Annotated in this window: 20 protein-coding genes; 12 read left to right on the forward strand and 8 right to left on the reverse strand. The window is 54.1% G+C overall.

Annotation, left to right across the window (positions count from 1 at the left end; all coding sequences use genetic code 11):
- Nucleotides 1-103 precede the first annotated feature (103 nt).
- The 5 genes from nudF to parE are packed head-to-tail and all read left to right on the forward strand — an operon-like array spanning nt 104 to nt 4,508.
- Nucleotides 104-736, forward strand: coding sequence for an ADP-ribose diphosphatase (gene nudF, locus AC07P6_RS04065; RefSeq protein ID WP_478315697.1), 633 nt, complete (start codon nt 104-106; stop codon nt 734-736).
- Nucleotides 733-1,155 (forward strand): DUF1249 family protein, encoded by a 423-nt coding sequence (locus tag AC07P6_RS04070; protein ID WP_478315698.1) that lies wholly within the window; start codon nt 733-735, stop codon nt 1,153-1,155. Before nudF ends, AC07P6_RS04070 begins: the two co-directional genes overlap by 4 nt.
- 24 nt (nt 1,156-1,179) lie before the next feature.
- On the forward strand, nt 1,180-2,007 hold the full coding sequence (gene cpdA, locus AC07P6_RS04075) for a 3',5'-cyclic-AMP phosphodiesterase (protein WP_181484838.1): 828 nt from the start codon (nt 1,180-1,182) through the stop codon (nt 2,005-2,007).
- On the forward strand, nt 2,007-2,582 hold the full coding sequence (gene yqiA / locus AC07P6_RS04080; RefSeq protein ID WP_110273034.1) for an esterase YqiA: 576 nt from the start codon (nt 2,007-2,009) through the stop codon (nt 2,580-2,582). Before cpdA ends, yqiA begins: the two co-directional genes overlap by 1 nt.
- A 30-nt stretch (nt 2,583-2,612) precedes the next feature.
- Entirely contained in the window at nt 2,613-4,508 is a 1,896-nt protein-coding gene (gene parE, locus AC07P6_RS04085; RefSeq protein WP_110273035.1) for a DNA topoisomerase IV subunit B, read from the forward strand.
- 44 nt (nt 4,509-4,552) lie between these two features.
- Here parE and AC07P6_RS04090 read toward each other — a convergent pair whose 3' ends face one another.
- The 4 genes from AC07P6_RS04090 to qseB all read right to left on the reverse strand — a co-directional run bounded on the left by AC07P6_RS04090 (nt 4,553) and on the right by qseB (nt 7,660).
- Nucleotides 4,553-4,867: a putative quinol monooxygenase gene (locus AC07P6_RS04090; protein ID WP_478315700.1), complete on the reverse strand. Its 315-nt coding sequence runs from the start codon at nt 4,865-4,867 to the stop codon at nt 4,553-4,555.
- 99 nt (nt 4,868-4,966) lie between these two features.
- Nucleotides 4,967-5,548, reverse strand: a complete 582-nt coding sequence (locus AC07P6_RS04095) for an NAD(P)H-dependent oxidoreductase (RefSeq protein ID WP_478315701.1) — start codon at nt 5,546-5,548, stop codon at nt 4,967-4,969.
- Nucleotides 5,549-5,654: 106 nt separating this feature from the next.
- Nucleotides 5,655-7,004, reverse strand: coding sequence for a quorum sensing histidine kinase QseC (qseC, locus tag AC07P6_RS04100; RefSeq protein ID WP_478315702.1), 1,350 nt, complete (start codon nt 7,002-7,004; stop codon nt 5,655-5,657).
- Nucleotides 7,001-7,660 carry a quorum sensing response regulator transcription factor QseB gene (gene qseB / locus AC07P6_RS04105; RefSeq protein WP_142514373.1) on the reverse strand — a complete coding sequence of 220 codons (660 nt, stop codon included), beginning with the start codon at nt 7,658-7,660 and terminating at the stop codon, nt 7,001-7,003. Before qseB ends, qseC begins: the two co-directional genes overlap by 4 nt.
- 151 nt (nt 7,661-7,811) lie before the next feature.
- On the opposite strand from qseB, the gene AC07P6_RS04110 reads away from it, so the two are divergent.
- The 6 genes from AC07P6_RS04110 (at nt 7,812) to AC07P6_RS04135 (ending at nt 17,246) form a co-directional block, all read left to right on the forward strand.
- Entirely contained in the window at nt 7,812-8,219 is a 408-nt protein-coding gene (locus AC07P6_RS04110; protein ID WP_110273108.1) for a YgiW/YdeI family stress tolerance OB fold protein, read from the forward strand.
- A gap of 169 nt (nt 8,220-8,388) precedes the next feature.
- On the forward strand, nt 8,389-9,996 hold the full coding sequence (locus AC07P6_RS04115) for an ABC transporter substrate-binding protein (RefSeq protein ID WP_478315703.1): 1,608 nt from the start codon (nt 8,389-8,391) through the stop codon (nt 9,994-9,996).
- Between the two features lie 132 nt (nt 9,997-10,128).
- Nucleotides 10,129-12,387, forward strand: a complete 2,259-nt coding sequence (gene parC, locus AC07P6_RS04120; protein ID WP_478315704.1) for a DNA topoisomerase IV subunit A — start codon at nt 10,129-10,131, stop codon at nt 12,385-12,387.
- Between the two features lie 319 nt (nt 12,388-12,706).
- Nucleotides 12,707-13,444 carry a 1-acylglycerol-3-phosphate O-acyltransferase gene (gene plsC, locus AC07P6_RS04125; RefSeq protein ID WP_112213717.1) on the forward strand — a complete coding sequence of 246 codons (738 nt, stop codon included), beginning with the start codon at nt 12,707-12,709 and terminating at the stop codon, nt 13,442-13,444.
- Nucleotides 13,445-13,528: 84 nt separating this feature from the next.
- A complete protein-coding gene (gene ftsP, locus AC07P6_RS04130) occupies nt 13,529-14,941 on the forward strand; it encodes a cell division protein FtsP (protein WP_182234962.1) in 1,413 nt (470 codons plus the stop codon).
- Nucleotides 14,942-15,062: 121 nt separating this feature from the next.
- A complete protein-coding gene (locus tag AC07P6_RS04135) occupies nt 15,063-17,246 on the forward strand; it encodes a YgiQ family radical SAM protein (RefSeq protein WP_478315705.1) in 2,184 nt (727 codons plus the stop codon).
- A gap of 90 nt (nt 17,247-17,336) precedes the next feature.
- Here the strand turns inward: AC07P6_RS04135 and AC07P6_RS04140 are convergent, their stop codons facing one another.
- The 4 genes from AC07P6_RS04140 to yqhD form a co-directional block, all read right to left on the reverse strand.
- Nucleotides 17,337-17,792, reverse strand: coding sequence for an HIT family protein (locus AC07P6_RS04140; protein WP_182234960.1), 456 nt, complete (start codon nt 17,790-17,792; stop codon nt 17,337-17,339).
- Nucleotides 17,793-17,828: 36 nt separating this feature from the next.
- A complete protein-coding gene (locus AC07P6_RS04145) occupies nt 17,829-18,740 on the reverse strand; it encodes a DUF3828 domain-containing protein (protein ID WP_304253635.1) in 912 nt (303 codons plus the stop codon).
- Between the two features lie 108 nt (nt 18,741-18,848).
- Nucleotides 18,849-19,676: a 2,5-didehydrogluconate reductase DkgA gene (gene dkgA / locus AC07P6_RS04150; RefSeq protein WP_478315706.1), complete on the reverse strand. Its 828-nt coding sequence runs from the start codon at nt 19,674-19,676 to the stop codon at nt 18,849-18,851.
- Nucleotides 19,677-19,808: 132 nt separating this feature from the next.
- Nucleotides 19,809-20,972 carry an alcohol dehydrogenase gene (gene yqhD, locus AC07P6_RS04155; RefSeq protein ID WP_182234957.1) on the reverse strand — a complete coding sequence of 388 codons (1,164 nt, stop codon included), beginning with the start codon at nt 20,970-20,972 and terminating at the stop codon, nt 19,809-19,811.
- Nucleotides 20,973-21,168: 196 nt separating this feature from the next.
- Between yqhD and AC07P6_RS04160 the strand changes: the two genes are divergently transcribed.
- Entirely contained in the window at nt 21,169-22,068 is a 900-nt protein-coding gene (locus AC07P6_RS04160; RefSeq protein WP_182234956.1) for an AraC family transcriptional regulator, read from the forward strand.
- Nucleotides 22,069-22,103 lie beyond the last annotated feature (35 nt).

The raw sequence follows: 22,103 nt of genomic DNA on the forward strand, positions 1-22,103 counted from the left end.
ATGTGCCATGGGGCGGTAATTTGCACCAATCTAACATACGGGCCATAAAACGGTAGCCACATGCCCTATAAATTCATAACTTCATATTCTACAGGATATCGAAATGCGTGACGTCAATCAGCAGGGGATTACCTTCTCTAAAAACGATGTAGAAATTATTGCACGCGAAACGCTTTATCGCGGTTTTTTTTCGCTCGATTTATACCGTTTTCGCCATCGCTTGTTTAATGGTGGCATGAGCGGTGAAGTGACCCGCGAAATTTTTGAGCGCGGGCACGCCGCAGTCTTGCTACCCTTTGACCCGGTGCGTGATGAAGTCGTGCTTGTCGAGCAGATCCGCATTGCCGCGTATGATACTAGCGAGAGCCCGTGGTTGCTCGAGATGGTCGCCGGTATGATAGAAGAAGGAGAGTCTGCTGAAGATGTCGCCCGCCGTGAAGCGGTTGAAGAGGCGGGGCTTGATGTTGGACGAGTAAAACCGGTCCTGAGCTATCTGGCGAGCCCCGGCGGCACCAGCGAAAGGCTATCCATCCTGGTCGGTGAAGTGGATGCGACGACGGCAAAAGGCATTCATGGACTGGTCGACAAAAATGAGGATATTCGGGTACATGTGGTGAGCCGGGAGCAGGCTTACCAGTGGGTGGAAGAGGGGAAGATCGACAACGCGGCCTCTGTCATCGCGCTGCAATGGCTGCAATTGCATTATCACAATTTACGAAATGAGTGGACAAAATGAAGCGTTATACACCTGACTTCCCTGAAATGATGCGCCTGTGTGAAACCAATTTTGCTCAGTTGCGCCGCTTGCTGCCTCGAACGGATGCGGTGGGTGAGATGGCGAGTTATCAGGTGGGCAATGCGCAATACCGATTAACGATCGTCGAGTCGACCCGCTACACTACATTAGTGGCGATTGAGCAGATGGCGCCGTCGGTGAGCTACTGGAGCCTGCCGTCAATGACGGTACGACTCTATCACGACGCGATGGTCGCTGAAGTGTGTTCAAGCCAGCAGATCTTTCGCTTCAAAGCGCGGTATGATTATCCTAATAAAAAGTTGCATCAACGCGACGAAAAGCATCAAATTAATCAGTTTCTGGCCGACTGGCTGCGTTACTGTTTAGCACATGGAGCGATGGCGATTCCGGTTTGTTAGCGTCGTGAAACCTAAGGACACCATTTGGAAAGCCTGTTAAACCTACCTTTGGCTGGTGAGGCCAGAGTCAGGATCTTACAAATTACTGATACTCACCTGTTTGCTGAAAAACACGAAACGCTGTTAGGCATCAATACCTGGGAAAGCTACCAGGCTGTGCTGGATGCCATCCACGCCTCACAGCGTGAATGCGACCTGATTGTTGCAACGGGCGATCTGGCGCAAGATCACTCTTCCGCGGCTTATCAGCATTTTGCTGAAGGCATCGCGAGTTTTGCTGCACCCTGCGTCTGGCTGCCGGGTAATCATGACTTTCAGCCAGCGATGTATAGCACGCTACAGGAATCCGGAATCTCCCCGGCTAAACGCGTATTACTGGGCGACCATTGGCAAATATTGCTGATGGACAGCCAGGTTTTCGGTGTCCCGCATGGTGAGCTGAGTGATTTTCAACTGGAGTGGCTTGAGCACAAGTTAGCCGAGGTGCCTGAGCGGTACACTTTACTACTGTTACACCACCATCCTGTGCCGTCGGGTTGTGGCTGGCTGGATCAACATAGTCTACGTAATGCCGGGGCGCTTGACTGCGCGTTGGCCGCTTTTCCTCGTGTTAAGCATCTACTGTGCGGTCATATTCATCAGGAACTGGATCTTGACTGGAACGGGCGGCGAATGATGGCAACGCCATCGACCTGTGTGCAGTTTAAGCCGCATAGCGCTAACTTCATGCTGGATATCGTCTCTCCAGGCTGGCGCTGGCTGGAATTACATCCTGACGGCACGTTGACCACTGAAGTTTGTCGCCTTGAGGGCGTTAAATTTCACCCGGATATCGCTTCAGAAGGATACTGATGTCTACGCTTCTCTATTTGCACGGTTTTAATAGTTCACCGCGGTCGGCAAAAGCGACGGCGTTGAAGAATTGGCTGATGCAGACTTATCCTGATATCTCCATGGTGATACCGGAATTGCCCGTTTACCCCGCACAGGCTGCGGAGCATCTGGAAGCTCTGGTGCTGGAACATGGGGGAGAGCCGCTGGGCGTTGTCGGATCATCTTTGGGTGGATATTACGCAACCTGGCTATCGCAGTGTTTTATGCTGCCAGCGGTGGTGGTTAACCCTGCGATACGACCGTTTGAGCTACTGAACAATTTCCTCGGCCCCAATGAGAATCCGTACACAGGGCAGCAATATGTGCTAGAGTCTCGCCATATTTACGATCTTAAAGTCATGCAAATCGACCCGCTGGAAGCACCGGATTTAATCTGGTTACTACAGCAAACGGGTGATGAAGTGCTTGATTACCGCCAGGCCGTTGATTATTTCGCCTCCTGCCGTCAAACGGTGGAGGAGGGCGGTAATCACGCATTTGTTGGCTTTGAAGATCATTTCACTCAGATTATCGATTTTCTGGGCCTGCGTTAAGCGGTTCAGAGCGACCTACGAATACACACCATGACGCAATCTTCTTATAACGCTGATGCCATTGAGGTACTCACCGGGCTAGAGCCGGTTCGCCGCCGCCCTGGGATGTACACCGACACGACACGCCCTAACCATATGGGTCAGGAAGTTATTGATAACAGTGTGGATGAAGCACTGGCTGGTCACGCGAAACGCGTGGAGGTCATTCTTCATGCCGATCAATCGCTAGAGGTTATCGATGACGGACGCGGAATGCCGGTGGATATCCACCCTGAAGAAGGGGTTCCGGCTGTTGAGCTGATTCTTTGCCGTCTGCACGCGGGCGGTAAATTTTCTAATAAGAATTACCAGTTCTCCGGTGGTTTACACGGGGTCGGTATTTCGGTCGTCAACGCCTTGTCGAAACGCGTTGAGGTTAACGTGCGCCGTGACGGCCAAATCTACAGCATCGCCTTTGAAAACGGCGATAAAGTGGAAGACTTACACGTTTCCGGCACCGTCGGCAAACGCAACACCGGGACCAGCGTGCACTTCTGGCCGGACGAAAGCTTTTTTGATAGCCCGCGTTTTTCCGTCTCGCGTCTATCACATTTGTTAAAGGCCAAAGCGGTTTTGTGTCCCGGGGTCGAGATTGTCTTTCGTGACAAGGTCAATGATAGCGAGCAGCGTTGGTGCTATGCCGACGGCCTGACTGACTATCTTTGTGAAGCCGTGAACGGCCTGCCGTTGCTGCCGGAAAAACCGTTCGTCGGCAATTTCTCTGGCGATACTGAAGCGGTAGACTGGGCGCTGTTGTGGCTGCCGGAAGGCGGTGAGCTGCTAACCGAAAGCTACGTCAACCTGATCCCGACCATGCAGGGCGGAACCCACGTTAACGGCCTGCGTCAGGGGCTGCTGGACGCGATGCGCGAGTTTTGCGAATACCGTAATATTCTGCCGCGCGGCGTGAAGCTGTCGGCGGAAGATATCTGGGAGCGCTGCGCTTACGTCCTCTCCGTGAAGATGCAGGACCCGCAGTTTGCCGGGCAGACCAAAGAGCGTCTTTCTTCGCGTCAGTGTGCGGCGTTTGTTTCTGGGGTGGTTAAAGATGCTTTCAGCCTGTGGCTAAACCAGAACGTACAGTCGGCGGAGCTGCTGGCGGAGATGGCTATCTCCAGTGCCCAGCGTCGTCTTCGTGCGGCGAAAAAAGTCGTACGTAAAAAGCTGACCAGCGGCCCGGCGCTACCCGGCAAGCTGGCGGACTGCACCGCGCAGGATCTGAATCGAACGGAACTTTTCCTTGTGGAAGGTGACTCCGCAGGCGGTTCCGCCAAGCAGGCGCGCGATCGCGAATATCAGGCGATCATGCCACTGAAAGGTAAAATCCTGAATACCTGGGAAGTCTCTTCTGATGAAGTTCTGGCGTCTCAGGAAGTGCATGATATTTCGGTCGCCATCGGTATCGATCCGGACAGCGACGACTTAAGCCAACTGCGCTACGGCAAGATTTGTATTCTGGCGGATGCGGACTCCGATGGTTTACACATCGCGACGCTGCTTTGCGCGCTGTTTGTCAGGCACTTCCGCACGCTGGTGAAACACGGTCACGTCTACGTGGCGCTGCCGCCTCTATACCGTATCGACCTGGGTAAAGAGGTTTACTACGCGCTGACGGAAGAAGAGAAAGCGGGCGTGCTGGAGCAACTTAAGCGCAAGAAAGGTAAACCGAACGTACAGCGCTTTAAAGGGCTGGGCGAGATGAACCCGTTACAGCTGCGCGAGACCACGCTGGATCCCAACACCCGTCGCCTGGTGCAGTTGATTGTCAGCGATGAGGACGAGCAGCAGACTACCGCTATGATGGATATGCTGTTGGCCAAGAAGCGTTCAGAGGATCGGCGTAACTGGTTGCAGGAAAAAGGCGATCTGGCCGAGTTGGATGGGTAATAAATAGTAAAATGGCCGGTATAACCGGCCGATTTTTTGATGGCTTAAATGCCTGATTCCAGAATACGAATATTCATTTCCAGAACGTCGCCTTTAACGGCTTCGCCGTAGGCTTTCATGTGCGGAGTTTGTAGGTGCGCTTCAAGATGTGCGACGCTTTCCCACTGCTCAACCATCACGATGGAATCCGGTGATGTGGTTTGAAAACTGACGCCTGCGGCATGATCCACCAGCGGCACATAGCCGTGGCAGCCTTCTTCCTGCAGAACAACCGGGGTAATCTTCGCAAACTGATCCAGTACCGCCTGACGATGGTGTTGGCCCGGACGAGTGCGAATTTCAGCGATTACTGTCAACATGGTTAACTCAACTCCTTCTGTGTGTATTCTCATCATACTTCGGGTCGCCGATTTTTTGACTGCTCAGCAAGCCGAATGACTTAGAACGTAAGCGTCTAGTTAACCAAAAATTTCTGCCAGATGCTTGCGATATTCTGCGGTATAACGCGGAACATCAGGCATTTTGATCACATCGTTGGCGATGAAGGTCGGCAGGGCGCTCATCCCAAGGAACTGGTTGGCTTTGTGGAACGGCAGATAAACGCCGTCGACGCCAACGCCCTGGAAGAACTGATCTTCATCGGTGAAAGCGTCCATTGGCGCGTTCCAGGTCAGGGATAACATGTACTTTTTGCCCTGAATCAGGCCGCCGGAACCGTATTTCTTGCTGGCATCGGAGCGGGTACGACCATCGCTGGCGTACAGGGCGCCATGGCCTTCGGTAAACACGTCGTCGATGTACTTTTTCACCGTCCACGGCGCGCCCATCCACCAGCCAGGCATCTGCCAGATAACCACATCGGCCCAGAGAAAATTCTGCACTTCTTCTTTAATATCGTATTCGCTCTCGGCGCGAACGATCTTAACATCATGCCCGGCGTCGCGCAGAAAACCATCCGCGACCTCGGTCAGGGTGTCATTCAGTTGGCCGTTAGAGTGGGCGAATTTTTTCGCGCCGTTGATAATAAGAATGTTGCTCATTTTTTATCCTCAAGATTGCAATTTTGTCGCTGATTTTACCCCGCAGGGTGGAGCGGTAAAATGAGCAAAATGTGCAAAGTCTTTTGCTTTTTTAGCAATAATACCGCTACCAGCTAACGCGTGCCTCGAAGCCGCCGCCTCGGGCGTTAGCAAAACTGGCCGTCATGCCGTGCAGCGCGGCGATGCGTTGGACAATAGACAACCCCAGACCGCTACCGGGTTGGTCCTGACCGGGAGGGCGATAAAAGCGCTCGCCAATACGCGCCAGCGCTTCGGCGCTGATACCGGGGCCGTTGTCGCGCACGCAAAATTCACGTGCATTCAGCGTGATATCGACCTGGCTGCCAGCGGGGCTATAGCGCACGGCGTTATCCAGAAGATTACGCACCAGCAGGCTCAGTAACAGCGGCTGGCCGGTTCGCATGATGTTGGTGGCGTTCAGATGCAGACGCAACTCAATACCGGCCTGCTGCGCGCTGTGGTACATCTCCATAACCGCCGATTGAAGCAGTTCATCAATAGCGATCGTCTGGACATCATCAAGCTGCGCCAGCGAATCCAGGCGTGATAAGGTCAGGAGCTGATCGACCAGCCGGGTTGCGCGGTCAATACCCTGATGAAGCTGCGTCAGCGCTTTATCCATGCCCTGAGCATCGTTCATAGAGAGCTGAGCGACTTCGGTCTGAACCTTCAGTGCCGCCAGCGGGCTGCGCAGTTCGTGGGCGGCATCGGAGGTGAAGCGCCGCTCACGAGTCATGGTGTCATGCGTGCGGATAAAGAGCTGATTCAGCGCGTCGACCAGTGGGCGAACTTCACTGGGAACATGATCGGTATTGAGCGTTTCGGCGGAGTCCGGCGCGCGGGCACGTAGGGTGTTGGCCAATTTTTTTAGCGGGGCCAGCTCGCGGCTCAGTAGCACAATTAGCAGCAGGAACATCAGCGGTAGCGCAACCAGCCAGGGCGTAAGCTGAGAGGTAACGATATCCAGCGCCATCTCACGGCGATAATCCCACTCCTGGCCGACGACGATGCGATGGCGACCGTCGCGGGTGGTGAGCCACAGGAAGCGCCACTCATCGTCATCGTTACGTAAATAGCCGTCGCTGAATCCCTCACGATTCATGCCCCAGGGGATATCCTGGCCGTTTTCACCATCGTTGAGCACCATCTTGCCGTCGGTAGTAAAGATAGCGAAAGCCAGCGCATCGTCGTCGAGATGCCCATGCTTGACCTTCTTCTTCGCCCGCACCTGCGGAGCGAGAGTATGAAGTTCGTCGAAATTCATCGCGCTAAGACGGCGGGCGAACAGGAGTTGCTGGGTATCGAACAGCTTATCCAGCTTATCGGTGGTTTGTTGCCAGGCGATAAAACTGGCAATTCCCCATGCGGCGCTGGTCAGCAGTAGAAAAAGGAGCGTCAGACGGACGCGCAAACTCAATCGGCCCAGTCGTTTCATACATCACCCAGGGTATAGCCGATACCGTGGACGGTGCGGATAAATTCGCTGCCGAGCTTGCGGCGTAGATGATGAACGTGCACTTCTATCGCATTGCTGGAGACGTCGTCATCCCAGTTATAGAGTTTTTCCTCGATAAGTTTGCGCGGTAGGACGCGCCCGGTGTTACGCATTAACAGTTCCAGTAAAGCGAACTCTTTCGGCTTGAGCGGTAGATTTTCGCCATTCAGCGTGGTGGTGAGTCGGGTTGGGTCGAGGACGACGTTGCCATGTCGCAGTTCGCTGCTGCTTTGGCCGTGGGCGCGGCGTATCAGCGCTTCGAGACGCGCAGCGACTTCAATTAACGCAAAAGGTTTGCAAAGATAGTCATCGGCACCGAGCCGTAAGCCTTCGACCCGCTGGCTGAGCGCGTCGCGGGCGGTGAGGATCAGTACCGGTTCATGGCGGCCTTTGTCGCGCCATTCGCGCAGGATATCCAGGCCGTCGATGCCGGGAAGCGTCAGGTCCAGAATAATGGCGTCATAAGGGGCGTTGTACAGCGCGGCTTTCCCCTCTTCACCGCGGGTAAACCAGTCAATGCTGAAGCCCATTTTTGTCAGCCCGACTTTAATGCCGTCGCCAATCAGTTTGTCGTCTTCCACCACTAAAATGCGCATTAGCCTGCTCCTGTGGCCCACTGAGATGAAAGCAGTAAAGCGCGTTGTCACGCGCGCTGTACAGCAATAAAATTTCTTTTTTCCGCTTAAGAAGTTGTTAAGTTTTGCCTTGTGTAATAGTGACGGTATAAACACAAAGGGAGAAAACATGATGAAAAAGTTCGCCGCAATGACCGCTATTATCGCCTTAGTTTCTATGCCAGTCCTGGCTGCTGAACAGGGAGGCTTTTCCGGCCCAGGCTCCACGCAAACCAGCCAGACGACCACGCAAAACGGCGGGTTTATCGGCCCGAACGGTAGCGTAACGACGGTAGCTAATGCCAAATCTCTGCGTGATGACACCTGGGTGACCCTGCGCGGTAAAATCGTCGAGCGTATTTCCGACGACCTGTATAAATTTCAGGACAGCTCCGGCACCGTCAACGTGGATATCGACCATAAACGCTGGAATGGCGTGACCGTGACTCCGCAGGATACGGTAGAGATTCAGGGTGAAGTCGATAAAGACTGGAACTCGGTAGAAATCGACGTGAAGCAGATTCGTAAAGTCACGCCGTAAGGCCCGTTCCCTGAGCCAATCGTATCAGATGGCTCAGGGCCATAATCAGGCATGAGAGAAGGGCAGAATAATTTGTGCCACAGTGAGCATTATCGCATTCGATGTGTATGAGCATCGCAGGGGTAAGCGTATTGTGTTTGCGCTAATTATTGGTCTGGTAAGGAATACCATGAAATCTCATGCATTATTATGGCTGGTCAGCCTGGTAGGCGTTTCTCCTCTGTACGCCGCAGACGTTCCCGCCAATACATCTCTCGCCGCAAAGCAGGTTTTTCGTTACAACAATCATAGCGATCCCGGCACGCTTGACCCGCAAAAAGTTGAAGAGAATACAGCAGCGCAGATTGTGATCGATCTGTTCGAGGGGCTGGTGTGGATGGATAGCGATGGCCGCGTCCAGCCCGGGCAGGCGCAAAGCTGGCAAGTGTCTGATGACGGTAAACGCTATGTGTTTCACCTACGCAAAGATCTCAAATGGTCCGATGGGCAGCCGTTGACCGCTGGCGATTTTGTCGCCGGGTGGCAGCGCGCCGTGGCACCGCAAACCGCCAGCCCTTTTGCCGGATATTTAGCACAAGCGCATATTGAAAATGCGACGCAAATCATGGCAGGTAAAGCTGATGTCAGTGCGTTAGGCGTTCGGGCGATTGACGACACCACGCTGGAGGTGACCCTCACGCAGCCGGTGCCCTGGTTTACGACGATGCTGGCCTGGCCGACGCTATTTCCCGTTCCACAACACGTGATTAAAAAATATGGTGATGCCTGGAGTAAGCCAGAGCACATGGTTTATAACGGCGCGTTTGTGCTGGATAAATGGGTAGTAAATGAAAAAATTGTGGCCCGTAAAAATCCGCATTATTGGGATGCGCAGCATACCGTATTGCAGCAGGTAGATTATCTGGCCCTGGATAACGCCGTCACCGGCTACAACCGTTATCGCGCTGGAGAAGTCGATTTAACCTGGGCTCCCGCCCAGCAGATCCCGGCCATTCAGAAGGAGCGGCCCGGCGAGCTGCAAATCATTCCACGGCTCAATAGCGAGTACTACAACTTCAATACTCGCAAAGCGCCGTTTGACGATGTACGCGTGCGTCGGGCGCTCTATCTGACGGTCGATCGTGCGCTAATTGCGCAAAAAGTCCTGGGATTACGCACGCCAGCAACCACCTTAACGCCACCACAGGTCGATGGGTTTAATGCGCCGGTTCTGGCAGAGCTGCAGCAGCCGATGAACGAACGAGCCGTAACGGCCCAGGCGCTGCTCAAGCAAGCGGGTTATGACGCTGCGCACCCGCTGCGTTTTGAGCTGTTTTATAACAAATACGATTTACACGAAAAAACCGCCATTGCGCTCTCTTCAGAATGGAAAAAGTGGCTGGGCGTGGATGTGAAGCTGCGTTCGATGGAGTGGAAAACCTACCTCGATGCCCGCCGCGCAGGAGACTTTATGCTGTCGCGCCAGTCGTGGGATGCGACCTGGAATGAAGCGTCGACGTTTCTCAATACCTTAACCAGCACCAGCGAGGACAACGTCGGATGCTGGCAGAATGCGCAGTACGACGCGCTACTGGAGCAGGCGGCGAAGACTGCTGATGCACAAAAACGCAATGCGCTTTATCAGCAAGCGGAAATGATCATCAACCAGCAGGCACCGTTGATCCCTATCTACTATCAGCCGATGATTAAACTGCTAAAACCATATGTTGGTGGTTTCCCATTACATAATCCGCAGGATTACGTTTACAGCAAAGAGCTGTACATCAAAGCGTACTGATTTTACCGCCGTCAGCTGTTTTTCGGCGGCGGTAAACTATCGAACTCTTGTGACTCGACGCGCCAGATAAGGTACTATCTGCGGCAATATTGCCCCTTAGATGGTTGGCTTTTAGTTGAGGAATTACGATTAATGAGCGATATGGCAGAGCGCCTTGCGCTACATGAATTTACGGAAAACGCCTACCTGAACTATTCCATGTACGTCATCATGGACAGGGCGCTGCCGTTTATTGGCGATGGCCTGAAGCCGGTCCAGCGTCGCATCGTCTATGCGATGTCTGAACTGGGGCTGAACGCTAGCGCGAAGTTCAAAAAGTCCGCCCGTACCGTCGGCGACGTGTTGGGTAAATATCACCCGCACGGCGATAGCGCATGCTATGAAGCGATGGTGCTGATGGCTCAGCCGTTCTCTTACCGCTACCCGCTGGTAGACGGTCAAGGGAACTGGGGCGCGCCGGACGATCCGAAATCCTTCGCCGCGATGCGTTATACCGAATCCCGTTTGTCGAAGTATGCTGAGCTGCTGCTGAGCGAACTGGGGCAGGGCACCGTCGACTGGGTTCCAAACTTCGACGGCACCATGCAGGAGCCGAAAATGCTGCCTGCGCGTCTGCCAAACATTCTACTGAACGGCACTACCGGCATTGCCGTCGGGATGGCGACGGATATTCCGCCGCATAACCTGCGCGAAGTGGCCAGGGCGGCGATCACCCTGATTGAAAAACCACAGACCTCGCTGGATGAGCTGCTGGATATCGTGCAGGGGCCGGATTACCCGACCGAAGCGGAAATCATTACTCCGCGTGCCGAGATCCGCAAAATCTACCAGAACGGTCGTGGCTCCGTGCGCATGCGTGCGGTGTGGACCAAAGAGGACGGCGCGGTGGTGATTAACGCCCTGCCGCACCAGGTCTCTGGCGCAAAAGTGCTGGAGCAAATCGCCGCCCAGATGCGTAATAAGAAGCTGCCGATGGTCGATGACCTGCGCGACGAATCGGATCACGAAAACCCGACCCGTCTGGTGATCGTCCCGCGCTCCAACCGCGTTGATATGGAGCAGGTGATGAACCACCTGTTCGCGACGACCGATCTGGAAAAGAGCTATCGTATCAACCTGAATATGATAGGTCTGGATAACCGCCCGGCGGTGAAAAACCTGCTGGAAATCCTCTCTGAATGGCTGACCTTCCGTCGCGATACCGTACGTCGTCGTCTGAGCTACCGTCTGGAGAAAGTCCTCAAGCGCCTGCATATCCTTGAAGGTTTGCTGGTAGCGTTCCTGAATATCGATGAAGTTATCGAAATTATCCGCCACGAAGATGAACCGAAGCCGGCCCTGATGTCGCGTTTCGGCATTAGCGAAACCCAGGCGGAAGCGATTCTGGAGTTAAAACTGCGCCATCTCGCCAGGCTGGAAGAGATGAAGATTCGCGGTGAGCAGAACGAGCTGGAAAAAGAACGCGACCACTTGCAGTCTATTCTGGCCTCTGAACGTAAGATGAATAACCTGCTGAAGAAAGAGCTGCAGGCTGATGCCGACGCCTTTGGTGACGAGCGTCGCTCGCCGCTGCGCGAGCGTGAAGAAGCGAAGGCGATGAGCGAGCACGACATGCTGCCGTCAGAGCCTGTGACTATCGTGCTGTCGCAGAGCGGTTGGGTGCGTAGCGCCAAAGGTCATGATATCGACGCGCCGGGGCTGAACTATAAAGCCGGTGATAGCTTCAAATCGGCCGTGAAAGGCAAAAGTAATCAACCAGTGGTGTTTATTGATACTACCGGGCGTAGCTATGCGGTTGACCCGATCACCTTGCCGTCCGCCCGTGGTCAGGGCGAGCCGCTCACCGGCAAGCTGACGCTGCCGCCGGGCGCGACGGTTGAACATATGCTGATGGAGTCCGACGAGCAGAAGCTGCTGATGGCTTCCGATGCAGGCTACGGCTTCATTTGTACCTTTAATGACCTGGTTGCTCGCAACCGCGCCGGTAAGACGTTGATTAGCCTTCCGGATAACGCGCACGTGATGCCGCCGCTGGTTATTGAGGATGAATCCGATATGCTGCTGGCCATCACTGCTGCCGGGCGTATGCTGATGTTCCCGGTCAGCGATTTGCCGCAGTTGTCGAAAGGTAAAGGTAACAAGATTATCAATATTCCGTCGGCAGAAGCGGCTTCCGGTCAGGATAGCCTGGCGCATCTGTTTGTTCTGCCGCCGCAAAGTACGCTGACTATTCATGTCGGTAAGCGGAAAATTAAACTGCGTCCGGAAGAACTGCAGAAAGTTACCGGCGAGCGCGGTCGTCGCGGTTCTCTGATGCGCGGACTGCAGAAAATTGACCGGGTGGACATCGATTCACCGCGTCGCCCTTCAACAGGCGACAGTGAAGAGTAGAGTAAAGTGAGCCTTCCTCGCGGTTAAGTGAGGAAGGCGAATATTTGCCGCAAAATCGTTGTTTATTCAGGCATTGCGATTAACAATATCCACAAAATCATTCAAGATGCTCAATGCGCTTTGCCATGATTTCCGGTGCCTGCAATCTGCGAAACAGCGAGTCATACACAAAATCATTCAGGATGCATCGAGGCGGCAAGTGAGGAAATCCCTGGAGCATAGACAGCTATGTGACTGGGGTTTCTGAGCGTAGCCAACAAAGAGGCAGTTTGAAGGATGATGTGTATAATTCTAAGCGGTTTGGGTTTTAGAGGTAGCTATGCTATTTATTTTTCGACTAATTATCGTTGTCATCTATTGTCTTCTGGTCTCCATATTCGGCTGTATTTACTGTCTGTTCAGTCCGCGTAATCCTAAACATGTTGCGACCTTCGGCCATCTGTTTGGCAAGCTATCGCCGGTGTTCGGCCTGAAGGTAGAGCTGCGCAAGCCTGCGGATGCGGAAAGCTACGGCAAGGCCATCTATATCGCTAACCACCAGAACAATTATGATATGGTGACGGCATCGAAAATCGTGCAGCCGCCGACGGTAACCGTGGGTAAAAAGAGCCTGGCGTGGATCCCGTTTTTCGGTCAGCTCTACTGGTTGACGGGGAATCTGCTGATTGACCGTAACAACCGGGCAAAAGCGCACGGCACCATTGCGGAAGTCGTGAACGCGTTTAAAGAACGTAACGTCTCTTTCTGGATGTTCCCGGAAGGCACGCGCAGCCGTGGCCGTGGCCTGCTGCCTTTTAAAACCGGTGCCTTTCATGCGGCGATTGCCGCTGGCGTGCCGATTATTCCAGTGTGCGTGTCCAATACATCGAATAAGATTAACCTCAATCGCCTGAACAATGGTCTGGTGATTGTAGAAATGCTGCCGCCGGTTGATACCAGCCAGTATGGGAAAGATGGCGTTCGCGCGCTGGCGACGCACTGTCGCGAGCTGATGGCCGCCAAAATTGCCGAGCTGGACAAAGAAGTTGCTGAGCGCGAAGCAGCAGGAAAGAAATAACACAGGAAACGCCGCAAATAGCAGGCGTATTGCTGGCGGGAAACGAATTCCCTTATTGATTAGTCAGTATCTCACGGAGTTAATATGTCACTCAGTCGGCGTCAGTTTATTAAGGCTTCAGGCGTTGCGCTGTGCGCAGGCGCTGCGCCACTGAAGGCACAGGCCGCTGGCCAGCAGCCTGCGTTGCCGATCCCTCCGCTGCTGGAGTCCCGGCGCGGTCAGCCGCTGTTTTTGACTCTCCAACGTGCGCACTGGTCGTTCACACCCGGCACCCGTGCGTCGGTATGGGGCATCAACGGTCGCTATATGGGGCCGACCATTCGCGTCTGGAATGGCGACGACGTGAAGCTGATTTACAGCAACCGGTTAACGGAAAACGTCGCGATGACGATCCGTGGCCTGCAGGTTCCTGGGCCGCTAATCGGTGGCGCGGCGCGCATGATGTCAGCCAACGCTGACTGGGCTCCGGTGCTGCCAATTCGTCAAAGCGCGGCGACGTTGTGGTATCAAGCCAACACACCAAATCATATGGCGAAACAGGTCTACAACGGCCTCGCCGGGATGTGGCTGGTGGAAGATGACGTCAGTAAAAACCTGCCGATCCCTAATCACTATGGCGTTGATGATTTCCCGGTGATTATCCAGGACAAGCGTCTGGATAACTTTGGTACGCCGGAATACAGCGAACCCGGCAGCGGCGGCTTTGTCGGCGATACGCTGTTGGTAAACGGCGTGCAAGGTCCATTCGTTGAGGTATCGCGCGGCTGGGTACGACTGCGCTTGCTGAATGCTTCCAACTCTCGCCGTTATCAGCTACAGATGAGCGACGGCCGTTTGCTGCACGTTATCTCTGGCGATCAGGGGCTGCTCCCCGCACCGGTTTCGCTCAAGCAGCTGTCGCTGGCTCCCGGCGAGCGGCGAGAAATTCTGGTCGATATGACCAACGGCGATGAAGTGTCGATTACCTGTGGTGAAGCGGCAAGCATCGTCGATCGTATTCGCGGCTTCTTCGAGCCGTCGAGTATCCTGATTTCTACACTTATCCTGACCCTGCGCCCGACAGGTCTGCTGCCGCTGGTGACCGATAGTTTGCCGGTGCGTTTGCTACCGACGGAAATCCTGACCGGTGCGCCGATTCGCAGCCGGGACATTAGCCTGGGCGACGATCCGGGCATTAACGGCCAGCTGTGGGATCCGCAGCGTATCGACATTACTGCTCAGCAGGGAACCTGGGAGCGCTGGACGGTGCGTGCCGACCGACCGCAATCCTTCCATATTGAAGGGGTGATGTTCCAGGTGCGTAACGTCAACGGCTCCGCGCCTTTCCCGGAAGACCGTGGCTGGAAAGATACCGTCTGGGTCGATGGACAAGTGGAGCTGCTGGTGTACTACGCCCAGCCTTCCTGGCCGCATTTCCCGTTCCAGTACTTAAGCCAGACGCTGGAGCTTGCTGACCGTGGCTCAATTGGCCAGATGCTGGTGAATCCAGCACCGTAATTTACATTGTCCCGGCAGGATCCCTGCTGGGACCAGAAAAACCTCCTTCATTTCTCCCATCGTTCCGGCTTATAATCGCCGCCCTTTTGATTATTTTTTTATCATTTTCCCCGGAAGCAATATGAGCGCAATATCCCTGATCCAACCGGATCGTGACCTTTTCTCCTGGCCGCAGTACTGGGCCGCCTGCTTTGGCCCTGCGCCGTTTCTGCCGATGTCGCGAGAAGAGATGGACCAACTTGGCTGGGATAGCTGCGACATCATCCTCGTGACCGGCGATGCTTATGTCGATCACCCGAGCTTCGGGATGGCGATTTGTGGCCGTATGCTGGAAGCACAGGGTTTCCGCGTGGGGATTATTTCCCAGCCGGAGTGGAACAATAAAGATGACTTTATGCGTCTGGGCAAACCGAACCTGTTCTTTGGCGTAACCGCTGGCAACATGGACTCGATGATTAACCGTTATACCGCAGACCGCAAGCTGCGTCATGACGATGCCTACACGGCGGGTAACGTGGCGGGCAAACGCCCGGACCGCGCCACGCTGGTCTACACCCAGCGCTGCAAAGAGGCTTGGAAAGATGTGCCGGTGATCCTTGGCGGCATCGAAGCCAGCCTGCGCCGTACCGCGCATTACGATTACTGGTCTGATACCGTGCGCCGCTCGGTGCTGGTCGATTCTAAAGCCGACATGCTGATGTTCGGCAACGGCGAACGTCCGCTGGTGGAAGTGGCGCACCGTCTGGCTGCTGGTGAGCCTATCGGACATATCCGCGACGTGCGTAATACCGCCATCATGGTGAAAGAAGCGCTGCCGGGCTGGAGCGGGGTGGATTCCACCCGTCTGGATACGCCGGGCAAAATCGACCCGATCCCGCATCCGTATGGTGAAGACCTGCCGTGCGCGGATAACAAAACCGTTGCGCCGCCGAAGCAAGAAGCCAAACGCGTCACCGTACAGCCGCCGCGTCCTAAGCCGTGGGAAAAAACCTACGTGCTGCTCCCGTCCTTTGAGAAAGTCAAAGGCGACAAAATTCTCTATGCCCACGCCTCGCGTATTCTGCACCATGAAACCAACCCTGGCTGCGCCCGCGCGCTGATGCAAAAACACGGTGAGCGCTACATTTGGGTTAACCCACCGGCTATTCCGCTGTCTACCGAAGAGATGGATAGCGTGTTTGCGCTGCCGTACAAACGTATTCCGCACCCGGCCTACGGCGATGCGCGCATCCCGGCCTACGAGATGATCCGCTTCTCGATTAACATTATGCGCGGCTGCTTTGGCGGCTGTTCATTCTGCTCCATTACCGAGCACGAAGGGCGCATTATTCAGAGCCGTTCTGAAGATTCGATCATTAATGAAATCGAAGCTATTCGCGACACGGTTCCCGGTTTTACCGGTATTATCTCCGATCTTGGCGGCCCGACGGCCAACATGTATATGCTGCGCTGTAAGTCACCGCGCGCGGAGCAGACCTGTCGCCGCCTGTCCTGTGTGTATCCGGATATCTGTCCGCATATGGATACCAACCATGAGCCGACGATCAATCTCTATCGCCGCGCTCGTGACCTTAAGGGGATCAAAAAGATCCTGATCGCTTCCGGCGTGCGTTACGACATCGCCGTGGAAGACCCGCGTTATATCAAAGAGCTGGCGACCCACCACGTTGGCGGCTATCTGAAGATTGCTCCGGAACACACTGAAGAAGGGCCGCTGTCGAAGATGATGAAGCCGGGTATGGGTAGCTACGACCGCTTTAAAGAGCTGTTTGATACCTATTCGAAGCAGGCCGGCAAAGAGCAGTATCTGATTCCGTACTTTATCTCTGCGCACCCTGGTACGCGTGATGAGGATATGGTGAACCTGGCGCTGTGGCTGAAGCAGCATCGTTTCCGTCTGGATCAGGTGCAGAACTTCTATCCGTCGCCGTTGGCAAACTCCACCACCATGTATTACACCGGCAAGAACCCGCTGGGCAAGATTGGCTATAAGAGTGAAGACGTGGTGGTACCGAAGGGTGACAAACAGCGTCGTCTGCATAAGGCCCTGCTGCGCTACCACGATCCGGCTAACTGGCCGCTGATCCGCCAGGCGCTGGAAACCATGGGTAAAAAGCACCTGATTGGCAGTCGTCGTGATTGTCTGGTTCCGGCACCGACGCTGGATGAAATGCGTGAAGCGCGCCGCCAGAACCGCAACACCCGTTCGGCGCTGACCAAGCATACGCCAATTGTGCATCAGCGTTCGAATGGCGGGGCGACAGCGAAGAAACCAGCCAAACGCGGTAAGGTCGTCAGTCGTTAATTCTGTATTATGCCCGGTATGATTTGCTTACCGGGCCTGATGGTCCTGGAGTACGGACGGCTTTGCTAAACAGCAAAGCCAATTCTGTGTTTACGCTTTTCTGATTCTGGCCGCCAGCGCCGCCAGCTTCTCATCGTCCGCTCGTTCATGATCATGTGAAGAGAGATAGCCTTCATACTGGTCAAAAAACTTCGCCAGGCGGGATTCGATCGGCTGCCAGTGGGCCATATCGCCGGTGCCGTGCATCGGGCTGAGCTTACTGTGGACATGATCCACGCCGAAGCCTTCAAAAAACATTCCGCTACGGCTCACGTCATCGAAGGTCTTATCCAGAAGCTTTGCCACTTTCTGGGTTGCCAGTACTAAATCGGCCAGTGCCTGCGGCGGCATATCAAAAGCGTAGCTGGGGTAATGCTTCTTCGGGATCACGACCGTAAAACCGTCGGTATTAGGGAAAATAGAGAGAAAGGCGAGGTGGTGTTCATCTTCCCACACCTTATGGCACGGGGCCTTACCTTCGACAATTTGGCAGAAAATACAGCTCATGGTTGGACTCCTGGTTTATTGAGGTGCTGTCAGCCATCATTGTTTATTCCGGCGAATAGCCTCTCGCATCCGCTGAAGTAAACTGCCGTGTTCTGACGAAATAAAATCATCAATAACCCATTGGTCGTGGTAAAGGTGGAGAAGAAAGTCCTGCACTTTTCCTGGACCTTTGGTGAACGACAAATGGGCGCGTATTCGGGCGGTGTCGCCTTTGTTTTCTATCGCCGTGATGCTGTCGATTTTTTTGAATTGAGTGATTTCACAATCACATATTGGCTCGGCTTCAAGCAAAGCGAGATAGTCATCATCGGCAAAAGAGAAACGGGTCAGTTGATATTCCGTTACGGTTTGCCTGAATTCTGCCGAAACTACGCCGGTCCACGACCATGTTGATTCTCCCATGCGGGAAAGCAGTTCATGGATAAATTCCTGGGGCTGTTTTTTTTGTAGCGATTTTAGTACGGCAAGGGTTTTTAGATTATTACCCTCCAGCCCCTGATAGAGGCTACCGGATTCGTTAATTACATCGTCAATCAGCCAGCGCTTGTTTTCTGCTATCAGTTTTAGCGTCAGCGTGACTATCTCTTCGCTTTCCTGAAATGGGCGAAAGCGCACGACAGCATCGGCGTGGGTCGCATCCAACTGGCCAATGGTGACATCTTCCAGCACCAGGTTTTCGTAATCCTGACAGTCGCAGACAGGATCGGCATTCAACCAGCCGCTGTCGCCGGGAAGAGTAAAACGATTATCCAGGGCGAGAGCCTGTTTCATCCGCGCAGAGATAATCGATTTGTCGCTTAAATCGTCGAAAATGATGGGATTAGAGCCGTTGCTGTAGCGTTGATAAATTTGCCTGACGGTCTCTTCCGGTGTCTCTTCAGCGAATGCCTCAGGACTGCATAAACACCACAGTACACTGAACAATAGCCATTTGGGGTGGAATTTCACGTTAATGTTCCTGAGGTAAAAGGCTATCAGAGAGGTTAACAATGGCGCTGGCGATGGGGAATGAATAATTTCTGAAAAGCCCGGAAGAAACCGGGCTTGAGGGAAGGATTAACCGCCGAACTGATCCGGGTCAGGACCCAGACGTTTGTTCTGATCCAGTTTGGTGATTTCACTCAATTCATCTTTGTCGAGACGGAAGTCCCAGACGTTAAAGTTCTCGGCGATGCGCGATGGTGTCACGGATTTCGGGATCACCACCAGACCGCTGTCCAGATGCCAGCGAATAACGATTTGTGCCGGTGTCTTACCGTATTTATCCGCCAGTTGATGGATGATTTTCTGATTGAATACGCCTTCGCCCCCCTGGGCCAGTGGGCTCCAGGACTCGGTCTGGATTTTATGCGTGGCGTTCCAGGCGTGAAGCTGGCGCTGTTGCAACAAAGGGTGAAGTTCAATCTGGTTAATTACCGGGGCGACGCCAGTTTCATCAATTAGCTTTTGTAGATGATGAATCTGGAAATTACAGACGCCGATGCTTTTCGCCAGTCCTTGCTGCTGAAGCTCAATTAAGCTTTTCCAGGCGTCCACGTAATGGTTGGTTGCCGGAACCGGCCAGTGAATTAAATATAAATCGACGTAGTCGAGCTGGAGTTTTTTAAGACTTTCCTGGAGCGCTTCATGGGGCTGTTTTTGATCGTTATTCCATAACTTTGTGGTGACAAACAGCTCATCACGGGCGACGCCTGCGCTGCTCAGCGCATTACCGACGCCAGTTTCATTCTGGTACACGGCGGCGGTGTCAAACGAGCGATAACCGACTTCCAGCGCCTTGTGAATGGCGGAGACGACTTCCTCGTTGCCTGCTTTCCACACGCCGAGCCCCAGCTGGGGCATCAGGTTGCCGTCGTGTAGTTTTATAACGGTTGGATGTGTCATGCCTTCCTCCTGTTAATGAACTCGGCGGAATAAATTCCGCCGAGGGGTAGCATTAAGTCTGGACGAAATAGCTAAAAACGGTAGTTAAACTCCTCTCCTTTGCGTGAGTTTACGCGTCAGAGAGGATGTTTATTAGCGTGCGGCCTCGTAAATACGGCGGCTGACGTCCAGAGTAATATCCTGGTTTTCACCCAGTTGAGTCATACCGTGCTCTTCGAGTTTCGCCAGCAGCGCCGGGATAGAACTGCCATCCAGACCGTAGGCAGAAAGGCGAGTCGGAACGCCCATTTGTTCGAAGAAATCACGCGTCGCAGCAATAGCGGCATCGATACGCTGGTCTTCTGAACCTTCGGTGATGTTCCAGACGCGCGAGGCGTACTGCAGCAGTTTGGCGCGTTTAGCGTCGCGTTTTTCATTCCACAGGGCGGGCAGGACGATAGCCAGCGTCTGTGCATGATCAAGCCCGTGCATTGCGGTCAGTTCATGGCCCAGCATATGGGTTGCCCAGTCCTGCGGCACACCTGCGCCAATCAGGCCGTTCAGCGCCTGGGTTGCGGCCCACATAATATTGGCGCGAACGTCGTAGTTTTCCGGCTCTTTCAGTGCTTTCGGGCCATCTTCCACCAGCGTCAGCAGAATGCCTTCGGCGAAACGGTCCTGAATTTTGCCATCAACCGGGTAAGTTACGTACTGCTCAACGGTATGGACAAATGCGTCAACCACGCCGTTAGCAACCTGGCGCGGCGGCAGAGTGTAGGTGTAAACCGGGTCAAGGATGGCGAATACCGGCTGAACGTGAGAAGACATAAACGCGCGTTTGTCACCAGTGGTTTTACGTGAAATCACCGCGCCTTTATTGGATTCGGAACCGGTCGCTGGCAGCGTCAGCACAGAGCCCATCGGGATGGCGCTGGCAACTTTGCTACCGTAGGTTTCGAGGATTTCCCACGGATCGATGCTGGTATCATAGTGCGCCGCCGCGGCGATGAATTTGGTACCGTCGAGAACGGAACCGCCGCCGACCGCCAGCAGGAAAGTAATCTTTTCATCACGCGCGATTTTCACCGCGTTCATCAGCGTTTCGTAGGATGGGTTTGGCTCGATGCCGCCAAATTCCAGGACGTCAATGCCGCTTAGCGCGCTCAGAACCTGATCAAGCACGCCGGTTTTCTTCACGCTACCGCCGCCGTAGGTGACAAGCACGCGTGCATCCGCCGGGATTTGATCGCGCAGGTTTTCAATCGCGCCTTTACCGAACAGAATGCGGGTTGGGGTATGTAGGTCGAAATTATTCATGGCTGGTGCCCTCAAATAGATAAATCCGCCAACAGAGACAATACCTCTGCCAGATGACGAACATTGTGGTCCTGTCGCCCGTTTCCCTCAATGCACATTCCTGCCGTTGTCTTGCCCATTTCTCTTAAGGGCTGGAGAAATCCCCAAAAAGCACTCACAATGCTGAGGTAAAAAAACGTTCGGAGAAGCACGATAAATGAAGCGCGCCGAGATATGCCAGCTATTAACAAATAAAGTTAATCAGCTGAAAGATAAAGAAGAAATACTCACTAGTCTGCTGCCGGATATTCGCCTGTTGTATGGCACGCAGCCGGGTACCCGTACGCCGGTCATGTACCAGCCGGGGATCGTTTTTCTCTTTTCCGGGCATAAAATTGGCTACATCAACGAGCGGACCTTTCGCTATGACACCAATGAATATCTGCTGCTGACGGTGCCGCTGCCGTTCGAGTGCGAAACCTTCGCCACTCCGGAAGTGCCGCTGGCGGGGATTAGGCTAAATGTCGATATTCTTCAGTTGCAAGAACTGCTGATGGATATTGGTGAAGATGAGCAGTTTCAGCCGTCAATGGCATCAAGCGGGATCAACTCGGCGGTGCTGTCCGAAGAGATTCTGTGCGCGGCGGAACGCCTGCTGGATGTGATGGAGCGTCCACTGGACGCGCGTATTCTTGGTAAGCAGATTGTCCGCGAAATCCTCTATCACGTCTTGATCGGGCCGTGCGGCGGGGCGCTGCTGGCGCTGGTGAGTCGACAGACCCATTTCAGCCTGATTAGCCGCGTGTTGAAGCATATTGAAAGTCAGTACACCGAGAACCTGAGCGTTGATCAGCTGGCGGCGGAAGCCAATATGAGCGTCTCAGCGTTCCACCATAACTTTAAATCGGTCACCAGCACCTCCCCGCTGCAATACCTGAAAACCTATCGTCTGCACAAAGCGCGCATGCTAATGATCCACGACGGCATGAAGGCCAGCGCGGCGGCGATGCGGGTAGGATATGAAAGCGCGTCGCAGTTTAGCCGTGAGTTTAAGCGTTACTTCGGTATTACGCCGGGGGAAGATGCGGCGCGAATCAGGACGATTCAGGGGATGTAATGAGGGGCTACAGGGCGGCAAAAAGGCCGCCCTGA

Source organism: Klebsiella sp. GFKo11, assembly GCF_056490265.1.